The sequence below is a fragment of the Simplicispira sedimenti genome (genome assembly GCF_022760965.1).
Taxonomy (GTDB): Bacteria; Pseudomonadota; Gammaproteobacteria; order Burkholderiales; family Burkholderiaceae_C; genus Simplicispira; species Simplicispira sedimenti.
Window position 1 is genome coordinate 1 of the sequence record NZ_JAKVIJ010000005.1, and the last position, 23,085, is coordinate 23,085.

Below are 23,085 nucleotides of genomic sequence, written 5' to 3' on the forward strand. Positions count from 1 at the left end.
CGGCATGCTGATGGACGCCAACGACACCACCAAGGCCTTCCAGGACAAGTTCAAGAAGCGCTTCGGCCAGAACCCCGACGTGTACGGCCCGGCCTACTACGACCAGGTCATGTTCATCGGCGAAGCCATGCAAAAGAGCGGCTCCATCGACCCCGCCAAGGTCGGCGACTGGATGCGCCACAACCCCTACAAGGGCGTGCTGGGCGAGTACGGCTACGACGACAAGGGCAACCGCCTGAAGGCACCGACCGTGGTCAACACCTTCAAGAATGGCAAGCCCACCCCGGTGGCCAGCCACTAAACGATTCGCCCATGGCCCACGGCGGGGCCATGGGCACGCCACCGATATCGGGCACCCATCTCTGAGGGACTCCCCATGAAACGCATCCAGATCCTCGACTCCCACACCGGCGGCGAACCTACGCGGCTGGTGATTGACGGCTTTCCCGACCTCGGCACGGGCAGCATGGCCGAGCGCCGCGCCCTGCTGGCGCAGCAACACGATGCCTGGCGCGCCGCCACGGTGCTGGAGCCGCGCGGCAACGACGTGATCGTCGGCGCCCTGCTCTGCGCGCCGCAGGACCCGGCGAACACCGCCGGCGTGATCTTCTTCAACAACACCGGGTATCTCGGCATGTGCGGCCACGGCACCATAGGCCTGGTGGCCTCGCTGGCCTACCTGGGCCGCATCCAGCCCGGCACGCACGGCATCGAAACCCCCGTGGGCACCGTCACCACCACGCTGCACGAGGACGGCTCGGTCAGCGTGCGCAACGTGCCCGCCTACCGGCTGCACCACCGCCTGCAGGTCGAGGTGCCCGGCCATGGCACCGTGACCGGCGACGTTGCCTGGGGCGGCAACTGGTTCTTCCTCGTCACCGAACACCAGCAGCGCGTGGAGAGCAGCAACATCGAGGCCCTGACCGACTTCGCCTGGGCCATCCGCCAGGCGCTCGAAGCGCAGGGCGTGCGCGGCGACGATGGCGGCATCATCGACCATGTGGAGCTGTTCGCCGACGACGCGCGCTTCGACAGCCGCAACTTCGTGCTCTGCCCCGGCCGCGCCTACGACCGCTCGCCCTGCGGCACCGGCACCAGCGCCAAGCTCGCCTGCCTGGCCGCCGACGGCAAGCTGCAGCCCGGCCAGGTGTGGCGCCAGGCCAGCATCATCGGCAGCCATTTCGACGCCAGCTACCAACTCGTGGACGGCAAGGTCATCCCCACGCTGCGCGGCCGCGCCCACATGAGCGCCGAGGCCACGCTGCTGATCGAAGCGGACGACCCGTTCGGATGGGGCATTCGTCTGTGACCCCTGCCGACGTCATCGTCATCGGCGCCGGCATCGTGGGCGCCGCCTGCGCCCACGAGCTGGCCGCCGCCGGCCTCTCGGTGCATGTGATCGACGCGCGCAAAGGCGGCGCCACCAACGCGGGCATGGGCCACCTCGTGGTGATGGACGACAACCCCGCCGAACTGGCGCTGAGCCAGTCGTCCCTGGACCTCTGGCACCAGTGGGGCCCGCGCATGACGGCCGACCAGCCCGCCTGCCAGTTCACGAACTGCGGCACGCTGTGGGTGGCAGCCAACGCCGAGGAAATGGCCGCCGCCGAGGAAAAGCAGCGGCGCCTGCGCGCGCACGGCATTGCCTGCGAGCTGCTCGGCCCCGCCGCACTGGCCGCCGCCGAGCCGCTGCTGCGCCCGGGCCTCGCGGGCGCGCTCAAGGTCAGCGGCGACAGCGTGGTCTACGCTCCCAACGCCGCCGAGTGGCTGCTGACGCACGCGCCGCGCCCCATCCACTTCGAGCAGGCCGAGGTCACGCGCATCGCGGGCCGCACGGTGCACCTGGCCGATGGCAGCCAACGCAGCGCGGGCGCCGTGCTGCTGGCCGCGGGCATCGAGGCGCCGCGCCTGTGCCCCGGCCTGCCCATCCGTCCCAAGAAGGGGCATCTGGCCATCACCGAACGCCACCCCGGCCTGCTGCGCCACCAGCTCGTGGAGCTGGGCTACATCACCAGCGCGCACCACAGCGACGGCACCTCGGTGGCCTTCAACCTGCAGCCCCGGCCCACGGGGCAACTGCTGCTCGGCTCGTCGCGCCAGTTCGACACCACCGACCCGGCCGTGGAAAACGCCATCCTCGCGCGCATGCTGCGCCGCGCGCTCGACTATGCGCCCGGCCTGGCCGATCTTTCCATCATCCGCACCTGGACGGGCTTTCGCGCCGCCACGCCCGACAGCCTGCCACTCATCGGCGCGCACCCCGGCCAGGACGGCCTGTGGCTGGCCGTGGGCCACGAAGGCCTGGGCGTGACCACCGCACCGGCCACGGCCCGGCTCATCGCCGCGCAGATCACGGGCGCCACGCCGCCCATCGACCCCGCACCCTACGCCGCCACGCGCTTCGGCCTGTGACCATGACATCCACCGTGCACATCCACATTGACGGCCAGGCGCTGGCCGTGCCCACGGGCAGCAGCGTGGCCGCAGCGCTGGCCGCCACGCCCACGGGCTGCGCGCGCCTGTCGGTCAGCGGCGAGCCGCGCGCGCCGTTCTGCGGCATGGGCATCTGCCACGAATGCCGCGTCACCATCGACGGCCGCCGCCAGCTCGCCTGCCAGACGGTGTGCCGCGACGGCATGCGCATCGACACCGCCACGCAACGCCCATGAACAGCGCACCGCAATCCCCCGCCGCGCCCATACAGCGCTGCGACATCCTCATCATCGGCGCCGGTCCAGCCGGCATGGCGGCGGCGCTGGCCGCCGCGCCCAGCGGCGCCGCCATCGTGCTGGTGGACGACAACCCCGCCCCCGGCGGCCAGATCTGGCGCGACGGCCCCGGCGCCCACCTGCCGCCGCTGGCGCGCACGCACCGCGAGCGCCTCGCCGCAGCCCCCAACGTGCGCGTGCTCACCGGCACGCGCGTGGTCGGCCTGGGCGATGGCGCACAGCCGGGCGACGCCCCCGCCCTGCTGCTCGAAGACGGCGAGCGCGGCTGGACCCAGCACTGCGGCCGCCTCATCCTGTGCACCGGCGCGCGCGAGCTGCTGCTGCCCTTCCCCGGCTGGACGCTGCCCGGCGTCACCGGCGCGGGCGGCCTGCAGGCGCTCATCAAGGCCGGGCTGCCCGTGCGCGGCCAGCGCATCGTCATCGCCGGCACCGGCCCGCTGCTGCTGGCCGCCGCGCACACCGCGCGCGAAGCCGGCGCCCAGGTGCTGCGCATCGCCGAGCAAGCGCCCTGGAGCCAGCTTGCGGCCTTTGGCCTGCAGCTGCCGCGCTGGCCCGCCAAGGCAGTGCAGGCCCTGCCGCTGCTGCACCCGGCCCTGCGCGCCGCCAGCCATGTGCTGGAGGCCACGGGTACGCAGCAGGTGCAGTCGGTGCGGCTGCAGCGTGGTGCTGGCGAAGAAGTGCTGGCATGCGACCGCCTGGCCTGCGGCTTTGGCCTGGTGCCCCACACCCACCTGGGGCAGATGCTGGGCTGCGAACTCAATGACCGGCTGGGCCTGACCGTGGACGCCGTGCAGGCCACCGCCGTGCCCGGCGTATTCGCCGCTGGCGAATGCACCGGCTTTGGCGGCAGCGAGAAGGCGCTGGTCGAAGGCGCCATGGCGGGCCACGCCGCCGTGGGCGACACCACCACCGCGCTGGCCCTGGCCCCGCAGCGGGCACGCTGGCAGGGCTTTGCCGATGCGCTGCACCACCACTTCGCGCTCTCACCCCGGCTGCGCAGCCTGCCCCGCCCCGACACCCTGGTCTGCCGCTGCGAGGATGTGCGCCACGCCGACCTGAGCGAACGCGGCGGCTGGATCGACGCCAAGCTGCACACGCGCTGCGGCATGGGCCCCTGCCAGGGCCGCGTGTGCGGCGCCGCCACACAATTCCTTTTCGGCTGGACGCCCGCGCCCGCGCGCCATCTGCTGGCCCCCGCACGCATCGCCACGCTGGCGGGCTGCGGCACCCGCAACGACGAAAGCACCCCATGAGCACCACCCCTTCCACCGACACTGTTCGCATTCCCCTGCCAGAGCTGCACGACCTCGCCTGCCGCGTGCTGCGGCGCCAGGGCCTGTCGCAACCGCATGCCGAGGCCATGGCCCGCACCATCGTGGCCGGGCAGCGCGACGACTGCCAGTCGCACGGCGTCTACCGCCTCGTCACCTGCGCGCACACCATCCGCGCGGGCAAGGTGGACCTGCAGGCCGAGCCCGTGCTCGCGCCCGCCAGCGGCGCCGTGGTGCGCGTGGACGCGCGCTACGCCTTCTCGCCGCTGGCCTTCGAGCGCGGGCTGCCCGCCCTGGTGGAAGCCGCGCGCACGCACGGCCTGGGGGCACTGGTCATCCAGCACTGCTTCCATTTCTCGGCGCTGTGGCCCGAGATCGAGGCCATCACCGCGCACGGCCTGGCCGCGCTGGCGCTCACGCCCAGCCACGCCTGGGTGGCGCCCGCAGGCGGCCACCAGCCGGTGTTTGGCACCAACCCCATCGCCTTCGGCTGGCCGCGCCCGGGGCCCACGCCCTTCGTCTTCGACTTTGCCACCAGCGCCATCGCGCGTGGCGACCTGGAGCTGCACCGCCGCGCCGGCAAGCCGCTGCCGCCGGGCTGCGGCGTCGATGCCCAGGGCCAGCCCAGCACCGACCCCGTGGCTATCGCCCAGGGCGCCATGCTGGCCTTCGGCGGCCACAAGGGCTCGGCCCTGTCGGCCATGGTGGAGCTGATGGCTGGCGCCCTGATCGGCGACTGGATGAGCCGCGAGTCGCTGGCCTTCGACGCGGGCGACGGCGCCGCGCCCTGCCATGGCGAGCTGATCCTGGCCTTCGACCCGGCCCGCCTGAGCGGCGGCGACCCCGCTGCGCACCAGCAGCGCGCCGAGGAGCTGTTCGCCGCCATCACCGGCCAGGGCGCGCGCCTGCCCTCGCAGCGGCGCTACGAGGCGCGCGCATGCAGCCTGGCCGAAGGCGCCGCCGTGCCGCGCGCGTTGTACGAGGAAATCCTGGCCCTAGCGCAATGAGCCACCGCGGGCATCCCCGCGCTGCAATGCACCAGGCACTAAGATCCGCGTCACCACAAGGCCCCACGCCATGCCCCCCGATCTGACCACCGAAACGCCCCGCCCCGCCGCCGCGCCCAAGCGGCGCGCGGCCGACATCGCCTACGATGCCATCGAGACGCTGATCTCCACGCTGGAGATGCGCCCCGGCAGCCCGGTGGTCGAGGCCGAGATTGTGGAGCGCACCGGCCTGGGCCGCACCCCCGTGCGCGAGGCGCTCTTGCGCATGGTCTCCATCGGCCTGATCGTGCAGCAGCCGCGCCGGGGCCTGCTGGTCTCCACCATCGACCTGGCCGACCACCTCGACGTGATCCAGACCCGGCGCGTGCTCGAATGCCTGATCGCCGCCTGCTCGGCGCGCCGCGCCACCGCGCCCCAGCGCGTCGACATCCTGCGCTGTGCCGAGCACATGGTGGAGACCGCGCACAGCGGCGACCTCGACGCATACATGCGCGCCGACCACGAGCTGGACCTTGTGAACCACCTGGCCAGCCAGAACCATTCCGCCGTCAAGTGCGTGGTGCCGCTCATCGTGCAATGCCGCCGCTTCTGGTACGCCTACCAGCACGAGGGCGAGATTGCCGAGGGCGCGCGCGCCCACATGGCACTGGCCCAGGGCATCGCCACGGGCAACGAGGCCGCCGCCGTAGCGGGCGCGAACCAGCTCATGGATTATCTGGAGTGCTTTGCCCGGCGCGTGATTGACAGGTAGCCCCGCCCTACGCGCAAAACAAAGCGCCGCAGGGCCAACCCATGCGGCGCTGGAGCGGCAATTGCCGCCGCTGTGGCGCCCAGAGCGCCTGGGGACTCAAGCCCCTGCGAGCACCACTTCGACGCGGCGGGCTTCGGCGTTGCTGCCGGTGCCTTGGGTGGCTTCGGGCTTCTTGAGTTCGATGCGGTCTTCGGCCACGCCCAGGGCCTGCAAGGCGTCGCGCACGGCCAGGGCGCGGTTCTTGGCCAGCTCGGCGTTCTGCGCGGCGTCGCCCGTGGCGTCATGGAAGCCCGATACCACGGCCTTCTGGCCTGCGGCCGCGCCCTTGACGATGTCGGCCAGGGCCTCGTTGGCGCCCGCCGCCAGATCGGCCTTGCCGGTGGCGAAGTAGAACTTGACCACACCGTTTTCCACGCGCACGCTGGCGCCGTCGTCTGCCACAGCAGCGGAAGGGGCTGCCGCCACGGCGGGCGCCTTGGCGCCGCCCAGGCCGCGCTTGACCACCACCGTGCCCACCACGCCGGCCACGACCAGGGCGATCAAGGCAAAAAGAAAGCCCAGGGCAAAGCGCTGCTGGCTGTCATCGTCGGAACTGCTGAACGACATCTTGGATACTCCATGGAAAAATGAGGTCACCGCGCATTGTAGAACCGCACTATGACCGCCTTCTCCCCCTCCACCCGCGACCCCGCGCCCTTGCTGGAGCACACCCTGCGCACCTGGAGGGGGCGGGGCGACCTGTGGGTGTTTGGCTATGCCTCGCTCATCTGGCGGCCCGACTTTGACTACGCCGAACGCCGCCCGGCCAGGGTGCATGGCTGGCACCGCGCACTCAAGATGTGGAGCCACGTCAACCGGGGCACGCCGCAATGCCCCGGCCTGGTGTTCGGCATGCTGCCCGGCGGCAGCTGCCACGGGGTGGTGTTTCGCGTGCGCGAAGCCCAGGGTGAACCGGTGCTGCGCACCCTGTGGCAGCGCGAAATGCCCGTGGCCGTGTACGACCCGCGCTGGCTCCCCTGCCACACCCCGCAGGGGCCGGTACAGGCGCTGGCGTTCACGCTCTCGCGCCGCAGCCCACACTACACGGGCACGCTGCCGATGGAACAGTACCGCCGCATCTTCGCCCAGGCCCAGGGCCGCTACGGCAGCACGCAGGACTACGCCTTGGACACCTACGAAGGCCTGCGCGCCGTAGGCATCCACGACCGCGCGCTCCGGCGCCTGATCGAAAGCGCCCAAGACTCCCAGGGCGACACACCCACGGCACAATCGGGGGCATGAGCAGCCCCACCCCCTCTATCGCCGACCTGCGCAAAAGCTACGAGCGCGCCGAACTCAACGAAGACGCCTCGCACGCCGACCCCATGCAGCAGTTCGACCAGTGGCTCAAGGAAGCCCTGGCCGCCCAGATTCCCGAACCCAACGCCATGACCCTGGCCACTGTGGGCAGCGACCTGCGGCCCAGCACGCGCGTCGTGCTCATCAAGGGCTTTGATGCGCGTGGCATCGTCTGGTACACCAACTACGACAGCCGCAAGGGCCGCCAGTTGGCGGGCAACCCGTATGCAGCGTTGCAGTTCCATTGGGTGGAGTTGGAGCGCGTGGTGCGCATCGAAGGCATCGTCGAGAAAGTGAGCGACGCCGAGAGCGACGAATACTTCCACAGCCGCCCGCTGGACTCGCGCATCGGCGCCTGGGCCAGCCCGCAAAGCCAGGTCATTTCGGGCCGCAGCGTGCTGGTGGCCAATGCCGCCAAATACGGCGCCCAGTTCATGCTCAAGCCGCCGCGCCCGCCGCACTGGGGGGGCTACCGCCTGGTGCCCGATCAGTGGGAGTTCTGGCAAGGTCGCAAGAGCCGCCTGCACGACCGCCTGCACTACCGCCAGGAAGCCGGCGCTTGGGTGCGCGAGCGGCTGGCACCCTGAGGCACGGCATTGCCCATGATGGCACTGCTGATTCTTGCTGCGCTGATCGTTCTGGTGAATGTGCTGACCTACAGGCGTTTGCCGGGGCGCAACGCCATGGCCGTTTCTGTGCTGCTACCGCCTATGCTGTTCCAGGTCGGCAACTGGCTGCATTTGGGCTATCTCGATCCGTTCTGGCCCATCGCGGCACTGGTCAGCCTGGTGGCATCGGCCCTGGGAACCATCGTACTGAGACTGCTCTTGGACAGTTTGGTGGATCGGCATCGCGATGGACGTATGCGCTGAAGGCCTGCCAGGCCCTGCGCATCACACCGCCCAGCGCGTCACCACCCACAGCACCACCGGTACGGTGGCCATGCCCAGTGCGGTGGACACGGTGACGCCAGCGGTCATTTCGTCCTGTCCCACCTCGTAGCGCTGGGCAAACAGGAACACGTTGGCGCCCACCGGCAGTGCAGCAGCCGTCACCATCACCGCCAGCGGTAGGCCCGACAGCCCCAGCGCCCATCCCAGCGCGCCCACGGCCAGGGGCAGTGCGGCGTTCTTGACCAGGGCAATGCGCAGCGCTGCGCGGAAATGCGGCCCCACGGTGGAGAACGCCAAGGTCACCCCCACCAACAGCAGCGCCAATGGCCCCAGGGCCTGACCCAGCAGTTGCAGGGGCTTGTCGATGAGGGGAGGAATGGGCCAGCCGGTTTGCGCGTACAGCAGGCCCGCGATGATGGGCAACGGCACCGGGTGCACCAGGCCACTCCACAAGGCCTGCAGCACCATGCGCCACAGGGCCGGTGGCACATGGGCCTGGCCATCGGCGCCGCCGGGCTGGTTGCGCGCCAGGGCCAGTTCCAGCACCACCGTCGCCACCGTGAGCAAGATGAGCGCGTGTACCGAAATCAGTGTAAACAGCGTGACCAGCCCCGCCTGCCCAAACACCAGCCCCACCAGAGGTACCCCCACCATCACGTTGTTGCTGAAGGTGTGGCCCAGCGCGCGCACCGCGCCCAGGGTGCTGAACCCCGCCCAGGCCAGCGTGGCGCCAAACACCAGCGCCACCCCGCCAAAGTACACCGCAATCGGCCCGAAATCCAGCTCCTGCACATGCACCCCGGCCATGGTACGAAACAGCAGTGCGGGCGCCAGCACCATGAACACGAGGTTGGACAAATCCTTGACGGCCTGTGCTCGAATCCAGCCCTGGCGGCCCGAGAGGTAGCCCAGCGCAATGAACAGCACCACGGGCACGAACGAAGAAAGAACAGGGGAGTTCAAGAGACAGGCCGTACAGGGAAATGCGCATGCCCGGCTTTGGCGCAGTGGCCTCAGACCTCATGCGCTATCAAAATAATAGCTGGTAGCGCTTGCTGCAAAAGCGCCAGGGTCGTATTTTGCTTGTAAAACCAATTCCCCGGCATGCCCGGGGTCTGCGCTGCATCAAGGCTGTGGCGGAAGCGGGAAGCGTACCCTGCCACGCCGTGGGTCAAAGGTGCCGCCCTCTGGCAGTATGTGCATGCGGATGTCGCTGGCCTTGGCCAGGAGGTCGTTGGTGTCATCGATGATGCGGGCCTGCCGCGCATCGAACAGCTTGACGTAGTGCGTGCCCAGCACCTCCCAGACGCCGTCCGGCCGCACCAGCAAAGCGGTTTCCTCATCGATGCCCACGCCGATGAGCTGCGGATGGTCAAGCACCGCACTGAGCAGGCGGTTGTAGCGGGCCCGGTGCATGAAGTGCTGGTCCACGATGGCGCCCTTGAAGAAGCCAAACCCCGGAGCCAGCTCCTTCATGCCGCGTGCAATGTTGATCTGCTCCTGCTCTTCGGCATTGTTCGGGGTGCGCCAGTTGCCGGTGAGCATGAGGCTGCTCATCACCGACGCACCGGCCGACGTGCCGCCCACCACAGCACCGTTCTGGTAGCGCGTTTCAATCACCTGCAGCGCCCGGCTGCCCACCAGCAGCGACGACAGGCGCGTCTGGTCGCCGCCCGAGAACCAGTAACCGGTGAAGGCCTCCAGCCTTGCCACGGTGCTGTCCGCATCGGCATCCTGCGGCCCGATGTCCACCACCTGCGCACTGACGCCCAGCCGCTGGAAGTCGGCCACCATCTCCTGGGCTTCTTCGTCCCCCTGGGCGCTGGCCATGGGCAGCACGGCGATGCGGGCCTTCTCCGCGCCACCGGCCAGCGCCACAAAGCGCTGCACCACCTGCAGCGGCGTATCGCCGCCACCCACAATGAGCAGGCTTCCCTTGGGTTGCCTGAAAAAGCTCGGCATCTGCCCCCACGCTGGCAAGGCCCACAGCGCCACCAGGCACACCAGCCAACCCACAACCACCGAGACCCGCCGCACATGCAGCAACGGGCGCACACTGCGCACGACCACCATGAATAACACCGTGAACTGGTTTAAAGCGTCAGGGCCGCTCGCAGGAGCCGTCCAGCCCCACCGTGCCTGCCAGCTTTTGCAGGCGCGAGCGGCTTTCCAGGCAAGCCTTGTGCTCGGCCTCGGCCGCCTTCTGCTGCGCCTGGCGCACCGCCTGGGCGCGCTCGGCCTGTAGTTTGGCCACGCGCTCGCGCAGTTGCGGCATGACGGCCAGGGCGGCTTTTTCGCCCTCCACAATCGCGCTAGCGCGCTGGGTGAAGTCCGCCGGGCCCATGTCCAGCACCTGCGGGCGGATGATGATGTCGGCCCGTGCCAGCTCGGCCTGCCCCAGCTTCTGGCCCATGATGGCGATGGACTGGTTCAGTGCCCCCAGCAGGTGGCTGGGCGTCTGGCCGCGCGCCTTGTTGGAAATATCCACCGCCACCACCACATCGGCGCCCCGTTGGCGCGCCGCGTCCACCGGCACCGGGCTCACGATGCCGCCATCCACATAGTGGTACTTGCCGATGGTGACCGGCTGGAACACGCCCGGCACGCTGCTTGAAGCCCGCACCGCCTGCCCCGTGTTGCCGCGCGCAAACACGGTGCGCTCGCCATCCTCCAGCCTTGTCGCCACCGCCACGAAGGGCTTGGCCAACTGCTCCAGCGGCTTGCGGCGCACTTGCTCGTTGACGTAGTCCTCCAGCTTCTGGCCCAGCACCAGCCCGCCGGACGACAACTGCAGGTCGCGGATCCTGGCCTCGTCCAGCGCCACGGCCTTTTCCTGCAGCTCAAACGCATTCATGCCGCTGGCATACAAGGCCCCCACCACGCTGCCCGCGCTGGTGCCCGCCACCACGGAGGGCGCGAAGCCATTGGCCTCCAGCATCTTGATGACGCCAATGTGCGCAAACCCCTTGGCCGCACCGCCGCCCAGGGCAATGCCGATCCTGATCGGGGGAGCGGAAGTCATGGTGCCCGTGGCGTCGGGGACGACCGGGGCCGGGCTGGGCGGCCTGCTGCCGCAGGCGGCCAGGGTGGCAAGCAGAAGGCACGCCAGGGCGCGCGGAAAGGAGCCGGGGCGCATGCCGAAGGATGGAACTGTCATGGGGGCCTGAAGTGTAGCGGCGGGTGGCGGCCGGTGGGTGTAGGCGGATGGCGCAAGGTTCTACCGCCTGCGGCCGCTGCCGCAGCTCACACCGCGCTCGGCCCCAGCCACACGCCGCTGCGCAGGCCCTCGGGGCGCTCGCGCGACCACACCTGCGCGCTGGCCTCCCAGGTTTCCTGCTGCACATGCAGCCCGGCAAACACGCCATAACCTGGGCCTGCGCAGATCTCGCCGCCCGCGCACAGGCTTTCGCCCGCCTTGATGGCGCCCTGGGCATGGATGCACTCACCCGCCTTGATGCCCCAGCCCGCCTCCAGGTGCGCCCCGCCGGTGATGGCACCGCCCACCACGATGCCTTGCCCCGCCCGCAGGCCCGCTTCGCCGGTCAGATGGCCGCCCACGCGCAGGCCCTTGCCACACTCCACCGGGCCGTGGGCGATGAGGTCCTGCCCCACGAAGGCGCCGCCCTGGAGCTGCAGCTTGCCATGGCACACCACATCCCAGGCGGCCCGCAGGTCGCCCGCGCAGACGATGTCGCCCCCCGCTTCCACGCCCCAATCGGCGCGCACATCGCCACCCGCCTGCAGCAAGCCCTGGCTGACGATGCCACCCGCCGCGCGAATGTCCTCCCCCGCCACGATGGACTGCCCGGCCCGCACCCCGCCACCCGCCCGGATGGAGCGGCCCGCCTGGATCACGGTGGTCACATCGATGCTGCCGCGCACTACCACCGTGCCCGCAAACACGATGGCATCGGCCTCCAGCCGGTCCACCGACAGCACGGCGGAGGTGGGGCCAAACTGCGACAGCAGCCAGCAGGCGTCGCCCACCCGCCCGGCGCTGACCAGCGTGTCCAGCGCCTCCTGGTAGCCGCTGCCGTCCTCCACATGGCGGCTGAACCACCGAAAACCGTCGGCACAAGGGCTCTTGGCCCGTAGAAACTTTTTGGTGAACTCCATCGCGCTCACCCCCGGCGCAGCTGCGTGGATGGGGGATGAACGGGGTGTGACCAGATGGGCGTGGGCCCACACGCAAGAACGGTGTGCATGAAACATCTCCTGAGGGAGCGGCCCGGGCCGATGAACCGATCAAGGTGTCAACATCGCAGCAGGCCGCCATCGCGCTGAGCGGGTGCCCGGCGATGGATGTGTTGCGCAAAAGGGGAAAGGGTTATCGCCGGGCGGAGGAATGTGCGACCGGCTTGTAAGGCCAGATCTCACGCACTACGGCGCCGCCCCCACCCACGCACAGGCAGCCGCGCAGCGGGGCTGGGTGGGGCAAAGCCGGGGGCTGGAAACGCATGGGCGCTATGGTAGCAGCGCAGCGGTATCGCACTCCAGCGGGTGGACTTGCGCCGCACGACGCCTGCGCCACATGCATTTTTAAAACTTTCAATAATATTAAATTCAACTCAAATAAATTTTGAGTTATAATTTGCTCCGTTGCACCCAACGCAACGCCTGCCCAGCGGCGCAAGCCCCTCCACGCAGGCTGCCTTTTGCGACCTTTGTCGCCCCGTGGGTCTGTAGAGCTGCAGCCCACCGCGTCCCTTGATGCTCACGCCGGCCATTTCGAGCCTGCGATCCTGAATGTTCCCCATTTCACAGACCGCCATTTCCATGGGCAAGTACGTCGTTTCGCCCACGACCCACCCGACCGCCTGCGGGCGCTTTCGCGCCTCTTTCTCGGTCCATCGCTCCCAGGGCAACGGCAGCTACTGCCGCGTGTTCCGTTTTGACAAAGCCTTTGCCTCGCGCGAAGCCGCCCGGCTCTTTGCCGTTACCCAGGGCTGGCTGCAAACGAGCATGCAGCACCCGCCCGTGTGCTGACCTGGTCAGCCAGGCCCGTATTCAACCCATACCCTTGCTGCGGACTCCCCACCCGCGCATCCCAACCCCAACGGTGCGCCCTTTATTGCGCACCATCTTTCAGAAAGACTCTTTCATGAGCAGCAAAATCTATGTGGGCAACCTGCCCTACTCCGTGACCAACGCCAGCCTGGAAAGCAACTTCGCCGAGTTTGGTGGCGTTGCCTCCGCCAAGGTCATGATGGACCGCGACACCGGCCGCTCCAAAGGCTTCGGCTTTGTGGAAATGGCCAGCGCTGAAGAAGCCCAGGCCGCCATCTCTGCCCTGAACGGCGTGTCGGTCGATGGCCGCGCCATTGTGGTCAACCTCGCCCGCCCCCGTGAAGACAACCGTGGTTCGGGTGGCTACAGCGCCAACGGCTACGGCGGCAACAAACGCTCCGACGTGGGCTACGGCTCCGGCGGCTTCGGCGGCGGTCGTTACTGATTCCAGTAAGCCCCATGAAGAACCGGCTCTGAGGAGCCGGTTTTTTTCCGCCCCGCATCCATGGGGTGGCAAAGCCCAGTTGCTATCAATACGATAGCTTTTTGCGCTTGATGGTAAAGCGCTGGAGGCCAAAAATAGCCTCAAAATCCACCTGTGAGGGCGCCACCAACGTCCGCAGCCCGTGCCGCATGCTTGCCCGCATCACCAGCACAATGTGCATGCAAATATTAAGCATTGGTGATATATTCTTTCCGAGGAAACACAGGAGCCCTTCATGCAACCCCATGTGGCCCCCGCCCCGGACAAAGCCATGGTGCTGGGCAAGGCAACCATCCGTGCCGCCCAGGAGCTGCACCTCTCCAACGCCGCCCTGGCGCGCGTGATTGGACTGAGCGAGCCCACCATCAGCCGCATTGCCGGCGGTGCACGCGGCATCGCGCCAGAATCCAAGGAAGGCCAACTGGCCCTGCTCGTGGTGCGCCTGTTTCGCTCGCTCGACCCGCTGGTCGGCTCCGACGCGCAAAAGCGCCACGACTGGCTGCGCAGCCACAACAAGGCGCTCAACGGCACACCCGCCGCGCTCATCGAAAACCCCACCGGCCTGGTCAACGCCCTGGCCTACCTGGACGGCATGCGGGCTGCCGCCTGATGGCCGCCACGGTGTGGAACCCCGGCTGGGTGCAAGAGCACACCCAGCCCCTGGCCATGCACGCATTTCGCATGGTCGAAACACAGCACATCGCCGCCACCATGCGCCTGGTGGACACCGCCGCCGAGCAAGACCTGCTGGAGCAAATGCTGGACGCCAGCAAGCCGCCCCTGCCGCTCGAGGCGCAGGGCATCCACTACCTGCTGGCGGCGCCCTTCCGCTACCTGCCGCCCACGGGCTCGCGCTTTCGCAGCGCGCACATGCCCGGCATCTGGTACGGCGCGGACGGCCCCTACTGCGCCTGCGCCGAAATCGCCTACTGGCGCCAGCGCTTTCTGCTGGACAGCGCGGGCCTCATCACCCAGCACCTGCTCACCGACCACTCCCTGTACGAAGCCGCCGTGCAAGGCCGCGCCATCGACTTGCAATCACCCCCCTGGTCCCAGGCCGAAACGCACTGGAAGCACCCCAGCGACTACACCGAAACCCAGAAGCTCGGCGCCCTGGTGCGCGAGGCGGGTAACGTGGCGTGGATCCACTACGCCTCGGTCCGCGCCCCAGGGCATGCGTGCGCCGCCGTGTTCGACCCACACAGCCTGACCATGCTGACCCCCGAGGGCCGGTACGAGCGCTGGCACTGCCACACCACGCGCGACCGGGTCACGCTGTCGAACGGGCGGGAGCGGTTCGATTTTTGATGGGTGAGATTCAGACCACCGCCCTCTGGGCACGCGTGGAGCCAGCAAACGGGGCCTGACCATGCCGACCCCAAGGGCCGGTAGCAACAACCAAAACTCAACGATCCTTTTCAGAGTCAAGGACGAACACCATGCCCAAAAAACCGACCGAGACGGTCTTGTCTTGGACCCTGGTGTAAGACGCCACCCCCAGGGAGTGGTAGTTGCTGACAAACGCAGTCAATGCCCCAACCCCCAAAAGGCCCGCCAATGGACTGCGCTCCGCAATGGATTCCTTGATTTGGCTGCGATGCCGTTCTGCAGAGGGATTGAGGGCGATGGCTGCGACAAAGATGGCGCTCGTAATCACGGCCGCTTTTACTGCTGGTGTCATGAAAGCTCCCAAAGCCTGGGTTTCAAAAAGGCCTGGCGAACCGGCGATGGCGATGGAGCCACCCCAGAAATCGTGCAGGCCGGTGGGTCGGGGCTGTGCTGCTTACTGAAACACGCACACCCCCAATGACTGGCTTTTGGCCCGGTACATGGCGTTGTCTGCCTCGCGCAGGTAGTCGTCCACCGTTGCCAGCCTGGATGCGCTGCTGACCAATCCGATACTCGCGCCACTGCGCACGGTATGTTCGCCGATCACGTAAGGCGCGGCGAGGGCGGCGGCAATCTGCTGGGCGCGCTGGATGGCTTCAGCGGGGTCAATGGACTCCAGCAGCACATTGAACTCGTCGCCACTCATGCGGGCGACCAGATCCACCGCCCGCACGCAGGATTCGAGCCGCCGCGCCACCTGCTGCAACAGCCGGTCACCCACATGGTGCCCGTAGGTGTCATTGACGGCCTTGAAACGGTTGAGATCCAGCAGCAGCACGGCGAACATCGTGGCGCCATCGCGTGCCGGCACGCCATCGTCGCTCGCCGCCTCGTTCTGCTGCAACGCGATGAGATGCGCGAGGCGATCGCGGAACAAGGGCCGGCCGGGCAAGTTGGTCAGCGCATCGTAGGAACTGCCACGCTCGGCCAGATCGCTGAGCGACCCCGCCATGCGCACCGCAACGCCATCTTCAAACTCGGCGAGCCCGCGCCAATTGACCCACACCAGCCGCCCAGCCCCGTGGAACGCGCGGAAATCCACCGAAAAATTCGGGCTGAGCCCCGCCAGGTGCCTGCGGCAGGCCGCCTGCACGCGAGCGCGATCCTCGGGGTCGATGAGCTGCTCCAGAAAGCCCCAGCCACCGTCATGCACATGATCGGAGCCAGCCAGCCCGACGATCTGGTGAAAGCGCCCGGACACATGCAGGGCGTCCGTGCGCAAGTTCCAATACCAAATGCCGTCATTCGACCCGCGGGTCGCCAGCGAATAGCGGTTTTCGGAGCGCACCAACTCCAGCTCGGTGTTCTTCTGCTGGGTCACGTCGATCATCAGGCCGATCATGCGGTTCGGCCGCCCCGGCTCGACCACGGCGCGGCACAGGTCACGCACCCACACCACCTTGCCGGACTTGGCAATCAGCCGGTAACTCATCTCGTAGGCATAGCTGTGCGTGGCGTTGTAGGCGGCATCGTCGATCAGCAGGGCCTGCTCCAGATCATCGGGATGCACATGCGCCCGCCAGAAGCCCGGGTCAGCCCGCCACTCCTCCACCGAGTAACCGAACAAGCGCTCGACCTGCGGGCTCAGGAAGGTATTGCCCACGCCGATTTCAGCCTCCCACACCACGCCGTCAATGGTTTCCAGCAGGCGCAGAAAGCGCTGGCGAATCTCTACCAGCACCTGCTCGGTGACCTCGGTGATCTCGATCAGCACACCCTGGCGGCTGATCACCCGCTCCGCCGCATCCGTTTCTGGGTGAAACTGCAGACGCACCCAGCGATATTCCGCGTCGGCAAACCGCAACCGGAACACCGGCATGCCCGAGCGCATGGTGCCGATGTCGTCGGGATGCACAAACTCCAGCAGAGACCTGCCGAGCGCCGCCTCCACCGAATGGCCGGTGAGCTTGTGCCACGCCGGATTCAGATAAGTGATCTCCCACAGCGCATCGGTTTGCACCACCGCCTCGGGCAGCAGTTGCAGCAGCTTTGCGGACGGCGTGGGAGGGGTGGGCATGCAGGGCTGTCGCGAAATGGGGGGCGTGTACATCCAACGGATAGAAAAATCAACCGCGTTGGATCAAGTATGGCATGGGTTTATGGCACCGGTGCCCCCTTGGTTTCGGTGGTTTGGGGCAGCGAAAGAGTGCAAGCCTGCAACTCCCTCCCCGGCCGCTGGCTCGCTCACATCACTAAGGCATCACCCGTCAGAACGCCACCTGCACCCCCACCAACACATTGCGCCCCATCAGAGGCGCGGCTGTCTTGATGAAGGAGGTATGCGCTTGATCGCAGTTGGGTATCGGCCACGAGCAGCTACTCAATGTTTGAAATCACCGGCGGCCGCAGGGCGTCCGGTGGAGCGATTGGTTAACCATCAATTTTCGGAAGGTGAAGAACCTCACCGAGAAATAGGTATGTGTTGAGAAACAGCGATTGAGCTTCCTCGGCTGTAACTTCCTTGTGGACGCCTGTTGATACCCGGTCGAAGAGGTTTGCGAGGTTCTGTCGCAGCCGCTGTTTTCGTGAGGCACTCTGGATTCGTTGGTGGATATACGCGTTTATGCGATTCTGGTGTTTGCTCGCATCAAGCTTTAGAACGTTTCCGCCCATTTCAACTGTGCTGTCGGAAGGTGGAAAGATTGAATCCGCGAACGATTCAACGATTCGGCGACATGTACTCAGTGCTTGGCTAATCGACTCTTCGTCACCTTCCGCAAGGCGGCTCATGACGGCGGGGATCTTCTCAAGGACATCGCCGCAGTGCTCGGCAATCAAAGTATCAACGGCACTTTTGTATCTCTCAAATATCGATTCCGAAAGATTATCGAACTCCTTCTCGTAGTAGACCTCACTGACGAAACTATGAAGTTGTGCAAGCACACGAGATCGAATGCCGCTAATTCGTGAGATGTAGTTGCTCGATGCGGTCATCGTGCCAGTCACGTGTTGAATGGCAACGCTTGCATAGTCACCGCTAGTATCTGGTACGCGCAATGCCGCGAGTTTCGCCTTTTCGGCATTAATTGAGGCCTCCTGTTGCGCGAGTGGCCCCCAATAGCCAGTGCCCTTTTCGCGATCAAGCCATCGGCCAGTAATACCCATGTACTTCAACGAGGTTGCGTTGGTGTTGTTGTAGCCACCTAGCTCCAATTTCAGCCAGTAACGTATCTCCTCAGATCCTACCCATCTAGCAAGGCGGGAAGCTTTCAAAATCAGTCGCTCAGCATCAGTACGGCCGAGCTCAATATCATCGAGAAGCTCTCTCGCAAGTTCAAGAATGTGTTCAGAGCGACTTTGGGTCTGCATGAGGATTCTCTGGTTGCTAACGTGGAGGTCACCGGCGCTGCGCGGCTTTATCGCGCAGCGCCCAGTGGATCGCATGGTTAGAACTCGTTGCCATTAATGCTCTTAAGCTCCGCAAGCATTCTGAACCCCATGGACAGTGCTTCATGAGCATATTTCTCGGGTATGTACTGCCCGTGGATGGCGGCATTGCAAACCTTGAGAACGTAGTCAAATGAACCCTCGATTCCTTCGTAATTCGGGTGCTGCCGGACGAATTGAAGGAATAACGAGCGCGCCGAAAGAAATTTTGTGTTTTCGTTGGACGTAAGGGGAGCCTTGGACTGTTTGTCGAGGATTCGACGCAGTTCCTTTTCAAGTTGCATCCGGAGCTTCGCAAGTGCGTAGTTCAGGTCGTTTCCTTCTGAAGCCAAGAGCTGTTCGATTTCCTCCTCGATTTGCGACTTTTCTGTTTTTGTTTTTAGAGTCGAATCGAGATCCTCATTTGCCCGTGTTGCATCATTACGGTCCGGAAGATTAACGTTTATGGTTTGGCTGACGGTATTGCTAATTGCTGAAACAAGGCTTGTATATGCGGAAAGGGTGGATCGGGTTTCGTCTTTAAACTGCTTTACTTCCTCCTTGATCTCTTTGACCCGTGCTTCGTACTCAAAGAGCTGCCCAAACTTCAGCTTCTTTGACTCGGGGAGCATGAAAAGAAACAGAGCAAGCGCCAAGTAGCTACCACTTGTGCCATCAAGAGGCTTGCTCGGAGGCACTCCGACGACCACGCAGAAGGCGTAAAGAAAGTACGCAGCCAGTAGGTAGCAAAGCGTCGGAAATACATTGGCCCCCGATATTTTTTTCAAGAGTTCGCGCATAGGAGATTTCGAGTTCTAACTTTGATGTAGTCGGCAATTTACCGGATATGCCAGCGTGCCAGCTGAATAACATGGCTCGGTCACAGTGGAAAATTTGTTAGAAATCATCAAGTTAGCCAAGGGTTCTGAATGAACGTGCCGGTATAACAAAAACGACAAAGTCACTGCCTCTCAAGTGCCGAGGCTGCAGCGTTGGGAGTATGACAGGCGGTTACCTTGCGTGGTTCAGTTCATGTCTCCGTTGGGTCGACAGCGGCCCAAGCGGATCGCCGAGCCATCCACAAATAATCATCAACGGCTGCACAAGCCAGCAGCACCCTCCCCCGCCGCTGGCTCGCTCACATCAGGACGGCATCGCCTGTCAGAACGCCACCCTCACCCCCACCGTCACATTGCGCCCCATCAAAGGCGCGGCGTTCTTGATGAAGGAGGTGTGCGCATAGGCCAGCCGGTCCGTCAGGTTGTTGCCCTTCAAATACACCTGCCAGGGCGTGCCATTCGTCTGGCCGCTATAGCTCACGCCCAAGTTCAGCATGCCGTAGCCGGGCGTGGGCTGCTCGAAGGCGGCCACGCGGGTCTGGCGGGCGACCTGCAGCCATTCCACCTGGCCTTGCCAGGCGTTCCAGGTGGCGTCCAGGCGCAGGCCGGCGCGGGCCGGGGGGATGCGGGGGAGCAGGCTACCGTCTGCCAGGCGGGCGCGCACGGCGTCGCCGAACAGGGTGAGGCCCAGGTGGCGGTTCAGGCGCTGGCGCACCTGGGCTTCGATGCCGGTGAAGGTGGCGTTTTGCTGGGCGTATTGCAGCAGTTGCAGGCCGTCCAGCTCGTCGAGCGTGGTGCCGTGGATGTAGCCGTTGATGCGGTTGCGGAACACGCTGACGCCGAAGGTGGTGTCGCCGCTGGTCTTGCGCAGGCTCAAATCGATGTTGTTCGACGTTTCTGCGCGCAGGTTGGCGTCGCCGCGCTCGTAGGTGGCGGTGGCCATGTGCAGGCCGCGGGCGTACAGCTCTTCGGCCGTGGGGGCGCGGCTGGCGCGGGTAACGCTGGCGCCCAGTTGGTAGCCAGGGCGGAACTTCCACACCGCGCCCAGCGATGCCGAGGTGCCGTTGTGGCTGCGCTCGATGCCGCTGGTTTCAGCAGTGGCCGTCTGTCGGTCGTGGCGCAGGGCACCCTCGAAGCGCCAGTCGCCCCAGCGGTATTCCTCCAGCGCGAACAGGCCGGCGCGGCGCGTGGTGGTGGGCTGGATGTAGGCCTCGTCGCCCTCGGCGGCAAAGCGGCGTTGCGATGCCTGCACGCCCAGGATGCCGCGCCAGCCGGCCACGGGTTCGTGCTGCAATTCCACGCGGGCGCTGTGGGCCTTGTTCTTGAAGGTGGTGACGGGGGTGCCGTCTTCCACCTCGTCATGCTGGTAGTCGGTGATGCCGGCGCGCAGGCGCAGGGCGGTAAAGCCTGCAAAGGGGTTGCGCAGCTCGCCCCGAATGTCCAGGCGCTCGCTGCGCAAGTCCACCACGGGCACGTCGCCGTGCTCGTCTTCATGGCCGTGGTCGTGGCCGTCGTCCTCGCCGTGGCTGCCGCAGTGCAGGTGGTTGCCGTGGGTGTGGCAGCCTTCAAAGCCGTGGTTGTGGCCGGGCAGGCCGTATTTGGCGGTCTGGCGGGTGTAGGCGGCGCCCAGGTAGCCGCGCTCGCCCACCCAGGATATGCCCACGCTGCCGGTGTCGGTGCGGTTGAAGCTGCCGGGCACTTTGCGGTCCACATGGCCGTCGTGCACCCAGTTGGGGCCTACGCGGTAGTCGGCGGCGTCGCGCGCCACGCCTTCCACGTGCACGGCCAGGCTGCCGGTGCCGCCGGTGAGCGAGAACACGCCCGCCTTCTCGCTGGCGCCGCTGTTGGCGCGCAGCTCCAGGCTGCCTTCGTAGCCCTTGGCGGGCACGGCGGTGGGCACCTTGCCGTCGAGCACGTTGACCACGCCGCCCACGGCGCCGTCGCCATGCACCAGGGCCGAGGGGCCGCGCAGCACTTCGATCTGGGTGGCGAGCAGGGGCTCGACCACCACGGCGTGGTCGGGGCTGAGGGTGGAGGCGTCGTGCAGCTCTGCGCCGTCGCTCAGCACCTTGACGCGCGGGCCGTCCATGCCCCGGATGATGGGGCGGCTGGCCCCGGCGCCGAAGTGGCTGCTGGTGATGCCGGGCTCGCTGTTCAGCGTTTCGCCCAGCGTGGCCTCGCGGCGGCGCACGAGTTCGTCGCCTTCGAGCACGGTCACGGGCGTGGTCATGTCGCTGGCGCCCAGTTGCAGGCCGCTGGCAGAGACGGTCACATCGGGCAGGCTGGGCGCAGCGTCTTGCGCCGCTGCAGCGACGCTCCAGGACAGGGCCACCGCCAGCGCCACAGGGCGCAGGCGCGGCAGGTATGGGATGGGGGCAATGGTTTGCATGGGGGGGGCCAAATCACGGGCGCGACCGCCCCCAGGGCACTGTGCACGCAAGTGGACGCGCACGGCCTGGGGTGGCCGCAAAAATCTCAATAAAAATGGCCTACAGCGCCCTGTTTACGGGCGCAAGCAGCTATCAATTCAATAGCATTCAGCCAAGATGCACCAGGGACTGCACCGCCCCTGGCGGGCCACGGGCGTGGTACTGAGCAGCGTGCGCCGTGGCCGGCGCCGTGCGTGCCGCCTGCACCGGCAGGGCCGGGGGCGGCGGGCTGGCCGTGGCGCCCGCTGCGCAGGGGGCGGCATCGGCCAGGGCCAGGTGGTCGAACAACTGGCAGTCGGCGCTGCTGGGGTGTTCGGCCAGGAGGTGGGCCAGGGTGTGGGCAGCAGGTTCACCCGGCGCACGTTTCTGGACTGAGTGCGCTCCGTGCGCCCCATGGGCCTGTACGCCGGGGTGTGCCAGGGCGTGCAGGCGCCCCAGCAGCGGCGCTGCCAGCAGCGCACACAGCAGCCAGGCCAGCAGCACGCGCCCGCCACCCCACCCAGGCGCGCGGCGTGCTGCCGCAGCGCTGGCGCGGGTGTGCCGCAAGGCGTGCGGCAGGGTGCGGGCGGGCAGATGCATGCCTTAGAACCTGTTCAAGGTCTTACTTGACGGGCACCGCGTCCACCAGCCGGTAGAACAGGCCGTAGGGGTCGTCCTTGAGCAACTGCAGGCGCCCCTGCACCACCACGGGCTCCAGCCCGTAGCGCACGGGCAGCTTGGCACGCACTTCGATCATGCTTTCAGGCCCGCCGGGTATGCAGAACGAGCAGGTCAGCGGCACGGTGGTGAGCAGGAAGTGCACCTGCAGCTCCTTGGCGTCCAGCGGCACCATGAAGCCCTGCACGCGCTGCACCGTGCCGTGCAGGGCCTGCTGCTCGGCGCTGAACTGGGGCACGACGCGGGTCTTGGTGGTTTTCTTCTCCAACTGCGTGAGCGTGGACCAGGGCAGCACGTCCTCGCGCTGGGGCAGCGGCTTGATGGGGCTTTGCGGGCTGTGGTAGCCCGCGCCGGTGCCCTGCGGCAGCCCCGCCGCACCGGGCTGGGCCGTGCCGCTGGGCACGGGCGAGGTGAGCACAGGCGCCCCGCCCTGCCCCGCTGCGGGGGCCTGGGCGGCGGCGGGCAGCGCGCCCAGGGCCAGCGTCATGCCCAGCAAGGCCTGCAGAGCACCAACCCGCACGCCCCAACCGGACCTTTGCCCAGCGCTACCAGAGCACGCGTGGATCGGGCTCCGCCCGTCCACCGGGTGCGTCCCCCCTCCCGCATCGCGCAGCGATGCGAGAGAGGGGGGAAGGCGCGCAGCGCCACAGGGGGGTGCTCCCTCAATGCGCATGTTTCATCCCGCAGTATTTGCCAATGGCCAGCCCTTTGCACGCGGCCTGCAGCTCCTTCATGCACTGGTCGTGGCCCTTGCCAGCCTTCAGGCACTGGGCGGCGGCCTCGTGCGCAGCGGCCATGGCGCGGTGGCGTTCGATGTCTTCCTGGGTTTCCTTGTCCTTGTGGGCTTGTGCCTGGGCCGCAGTGGCACCCAGCAATGCCAGGGCCAGGGTGATGAGGTGTTGGCGTTTGAACATGGTGTTTCCTT

General features: G+C 66.8%; 27 protein-coding genes. 14 read left to right on the forward strand and 13 right to left on the reverse strand.

Annotation, left to right across the window (positions count from 1 at the left end; genetic code table 11):
* The 7 genes from MJ602_RS06875 to MJ602_RS06905 all read left to right on the forward strand — a co-directional run.
* Positions 1–301, forward strand: a 301-nt coding sequence (locus tag MJ602_RS06875) for an ABC transporter substrate-binding protein (protein ID WP_243020111.1), incomplete at its 5' end; no start/stop codon positions are given.
* Positions 302–376: 75 nt separating this feature from the next.
* A complete protein-coding gene (locus MJ602_RS06880) occupies positions 377–1,309 on the forward strand; it encodes a 4-hydroxyproline epimerase (RefSeq protein ID WP_243020112.1) in 933 nt (310 codons plus the stop codon).
* On the forward strand, positions 1,306–2,412 hold the full coding sequence (locus MJ602_RS06885; RefSeq protein WP_243020113.1) for an NAD(P)/FAD-dependent oxidoreductase: 1,107 nt from the start codon (positions 1,306–1,308) through the stop codon (positions 2,410–2,412). Before MJ602_RS06880 ends, MJ602_RS06885 begins: the two co-directional genes overlap by 4 nt.
* A gap of 2 nt (positions 2,413–2,414) precedes the next feature.
* On the forward strand, positions 2,415–2,669 hold the full coding sequence (locus MJ602_RS06890; RefSeq protein ID WP_279235915.1) for a (2Fe-2S)-binding protein: 255 nt from the start codon (positions 2,415–2,417) through the stop codon (positions 2,667–2,669).
* Complete coding sequence (locus MJ602_RS06895) at positions 2,666–3,982, forward strand: NAD(P)/FAD-dependent oxidoreductase (RefSeq protein ID WP_243020114.1); 1,317 nt, start codon at positions 2,666–2,668, stop codon at positions 3,980–3,982. The genes MJ602_RS06890 and MJ602_RS06895 overlap by 4 nt, the downstream gene beginning before the upstream one ends.
* A complete protein-coding gene (locus MJ602_RS06900; protein WP_243020115.1) occupies positions 3,979–5,007 on the forward strand; it encodes an Ldh family oxidoreductase in 1,029 nt (342 codons plus the stop codon). The genes MJ602_RS06895 and MJ602_RS06900 overlap by 4 nt, the downstream gene beginning before the upstream one ends.
* Before the next feature lie 70 nt (positions 5,008–5,077).
* The gene (locus MJ602_RS06905; protein WP_243020116.1) at positions 5,078–5,758 is read left to right on the forward strand and encodes a GntR family transcriptional regulator; all 681 of its coding nucleotides are present in this window, start codon (positions 5,078–5,080) and stop codon (positions 5,756–5,758) included.
* A gap of 96 nt (positions 5,759–5,854) precedes the next feature.
* On the opposite strand, the gene MJ602_RS06910 is transcribed toward MJ602_RS06905, so the two are convergent.
* Positions 5,855–6,364, reverse strand: coding sequence for an OmpA family protein (locus MJ602_RS06910; RefSeq protein ID WP_243020117.1), 510 nt, complete (start codon positions 6,362–6,364; stop codon positions 5,855–5,857).
* Positions 6,365–6,415: 51 nt separating this feature from the next.
* Between MJ602_RS06910 and MJ602_RS06915 the strand changes: the two genes are divergently transcribed.
* From MJ602_RS06915 to MJ602_RS06925, 3 genes are read left to right on the forward strand one after another with little or no spacing between them, the layout of a single operon-like run.
* The gene (locus MJ602_RS06915; protein ID WP_162016293.1) at positions 6,416–7,039 is read left to right on the forward strand and encodes a gamma-glutamylcyclotransferase; all 624 of its coding nucleotides are present in this window, start codon (positions 6,416–6,418) and stop codon (positions 7,037–7,039) included.
* Entirely contained in the window at positions 7,036–7,683 is a 648-nt protein-coding gene (gene pdxH / locus MJ602_RS06920; RefSeq protein WP_243020118.1) for a pyridoxamine 5'-phosphate oxidase, read from the forward strand. Before MJ602_RS06915 ends, pdxH begins: the two co-directional genes overlap by 4 nt.
* 15 nt (positions 7,684–7,698) lie before the next feature.
* Positions 7,699–7,968: a hypothetical protein gene (locus tag MJ602_RS06925; RefSeq protein WP_162016295.1), complete on the forward strand. Its 270-nt coding sequence runs from the start codon at positions 7,699–7,701 to the stop codon at positions 7,966–7,968.
* Positions 7,969–7,989: 21 nt separating this feature from the next.
* Here MJ602_RS06925 and MJ602_RS06930 read toward each other — a convergent pair whose 3' ends face one another.
* The 4 genes from MJ602_RS06930 to MJ602_RS06945 form a co-directional block, all read right to left on the reverse strand.
* Positions 7,990–8,952 carry an AEC family transporter gene (locus tag MJ602_RS06930; protein ID WP_243020119.1) on the reverse strand — a complete coding sequence of 321 codons (963 nt, stop codon included), beginning with the start codon at positions 8,950–8,952 and terminating at the stop codon, positions 7,990–7,992.
* A gap of 162 nt (positions 8,953–9,114) precedes the next feature.
* The gene (locus MJ602_RS06935; protein ID WP_162016297.1) at positions 9,115–10,062 is read right to left on the reverse strand and encodes a cyanophycinase; all 948 of its coding nucleotides are present in this window, start codon (positions 10,060–10,062) and stop codon (positions 9,115–9,117) included.
* 28 nt (positions 10,063–10,090) lie between these two features.
* Positions 10,091–11,146 carry a patatin-like phospholipase family protein gene (locus MJ602_RS06940; RefSeq protein ID WP_479725627.1) on the reverse strand — a complete coding sequence of 352 codons (1,056 nt, stop codon included), beginning with the start codon at positions 11,144–11,146 and terminating at the stop codon, positions 10,091–10,093.
* Between the two features lie 86 nt (positions 11,147–11,232).
* Positions 11,233–12,105 (reverse strand): FapA family protein, encoded by an 873-nt coding sequence (locus MJ602_RS06945; protein ID WP_162016298.1) that lies wholly within the window; start codon positions 12,103–12,105, stop codon positions 11,233–11,235.
* Between the two features lie 630 nt (positions 12,106–12,735).
* Here MJ602_RS06945 and MJ602_RS06950 point away from each other — a divergent pair.
* The 4 genes from MJ602_RS06950 (at position 12,736) to MJ602_RS06965 (ending at position 14,788) form a co-directional block, all read left to right on the forward strand.
* Positions 12,736–12,975 carry a hypothetical protein gene (locus tag MJ602_RS06950; protein WP_423246690.1) on the forward strand — a complete coding sequence of 80 codons (240 nt, stop codon included), beginning with the start codon at positions 12,736–12,738 and terminating at the stop codon, positions 12,973–12,975.
* A gap of 115 nt (positions 12,976–13,090) precedes the next feature.
* Positions 13,091–13,441 (forward strand): RNA recognition motif domain-containing protein, encoded by a 351-nt coding sequence (locus MJ602_RS06955; protein WP_162016300.1) that lies wholly within the window; start codon positions 13,091–13,093, stop codon positions 13,439–13,441.
* A gap of 274 nt (positions 13,442–13,715) precedes the next feature.
* Positions 13,716–14,090, forward strand: a complete 375-nt coding sequence (locus tag MJ602_RS06960) for an antitoxin Xre-like helix-turn-helix domain-containing protein (protein WP_243020120.1) — start codon at positions 13,716–13,718, stop codon at positions 14,088–14,090.
* Positions 14,090–14,788 (forward strand): RES family NAD+ phosphorylase, encoded by a 699-nt coding sequence (locus MJ602_RS06965; RefSeq protein WP_243020121.1) that lies wholly within the window; start codon positions 14,090–14,092, stop codon positions 14,786–14,788. Before MJ602_RS06960 ends, MJ602_RS06965 begins: the two co-directional genes overlap by 1 nt.
* Before the next feature lie 97 nt (positions 14,789–14,885).
* On the opposite strand, the gene MJ602_RS06970 is transcribed toward MJ602_RS06965, so the two are convergent.
* The 8 genes from MJ602_RS06970 to MJ602_RS07005 form a co-directional block, all read right to left on the reverse strand.
* Positions 14,886–15,161: a hypothetical protein gene (locus tag MJ602_RS06970; RefSeq protein ID WP_243020122.1), complete on the reverse strand. Its 276-nt coding sequence runs from the start codon at positions 15,159–15,161 to the stop codon at positions 14,886–14,888.
* Between the two features lie 102 nt (positions 15,162–15,263).
* Positions 15,264–16,886 (reverse strand): sensor domain-containing diguanylate cyclase, encoded by a 1,623-nt coding sequence (locus MJ602_RS06975; protein ID WP_243020123.1) that lies wholly within the window; start codon positions 16,884–16,886, stop codon positions 15,264–15,266.
* Between the two features lie 353 nt (positions 16,887–17,239).
* Entirely contained in the window at positions 17,240–18,178 is a 939-nt protein-coding gene (locus MJ602_RS06980; RefSeq protein ID WP_243020124.1) for an AbiTii domain-containing protein, read from the reverse strand.
* 77 nt (positions 18,179–18,255) lie between these two features.
* A complete protein-coding gene (locus MJ602_RS06985; RefSeq protein ID WP_243020125.1) occupies positions 18,256–19,035 on the reverse strand; it encodes a hypothetical protein in 780 nt (259 codons plus the stop codon).
* A gap of 361 nt (positions 19,036–19,396) precedes the next feature.
* Positions 19,397–21,463, reverse strand: coding sequence for a TonB-dependent receptor domain-containing protein (locus MJ602_RS06990; protein ID WP_243020126.1), 2,067 nt, complete (start codon positions 21,461–21,463; stop codon positions 19,397–19,399).
* Positions 21,464–21,611: 148 nt separating this feature from the next.
* Positions 21,612–22,082: a hypothetical protein gene (locus MJ602_RS06995; protein ID WP_243020127.1), complete on the reverse strand. Its 471-nt coding sequence runs from the start codon at positions 22,080–22,082 to the stop codon at positions 21,612–21,614.
* A 22-nt stretch (positions 22,083–22,104) separates the two neighbouring features.
* A complete protein-coding gene (locus tag MJ602_RS07000; protein ID WP_243020128.1) occupies positions 22,105–22,680 on the reverse strand; it encodes a DUF3299 domain-containing protein in 576 nt (191 codons plus the stop codon).
* A 142-nt stretch (positions 22,681–22,822) separates the two neighbouring features.
* Positions 22,823–23,074: a hypothetical protein gene (locus MJ602_RS07005; protein ID WP_243020129.1), complete on the reverse strand. Its 252-nt coding sequence runs from the start codon at positions 23,072–23,074 to the stop codon at positions 22,823–22,825.
* Positions 23,075–23,085: the final 11 nt, after the last annotated feature.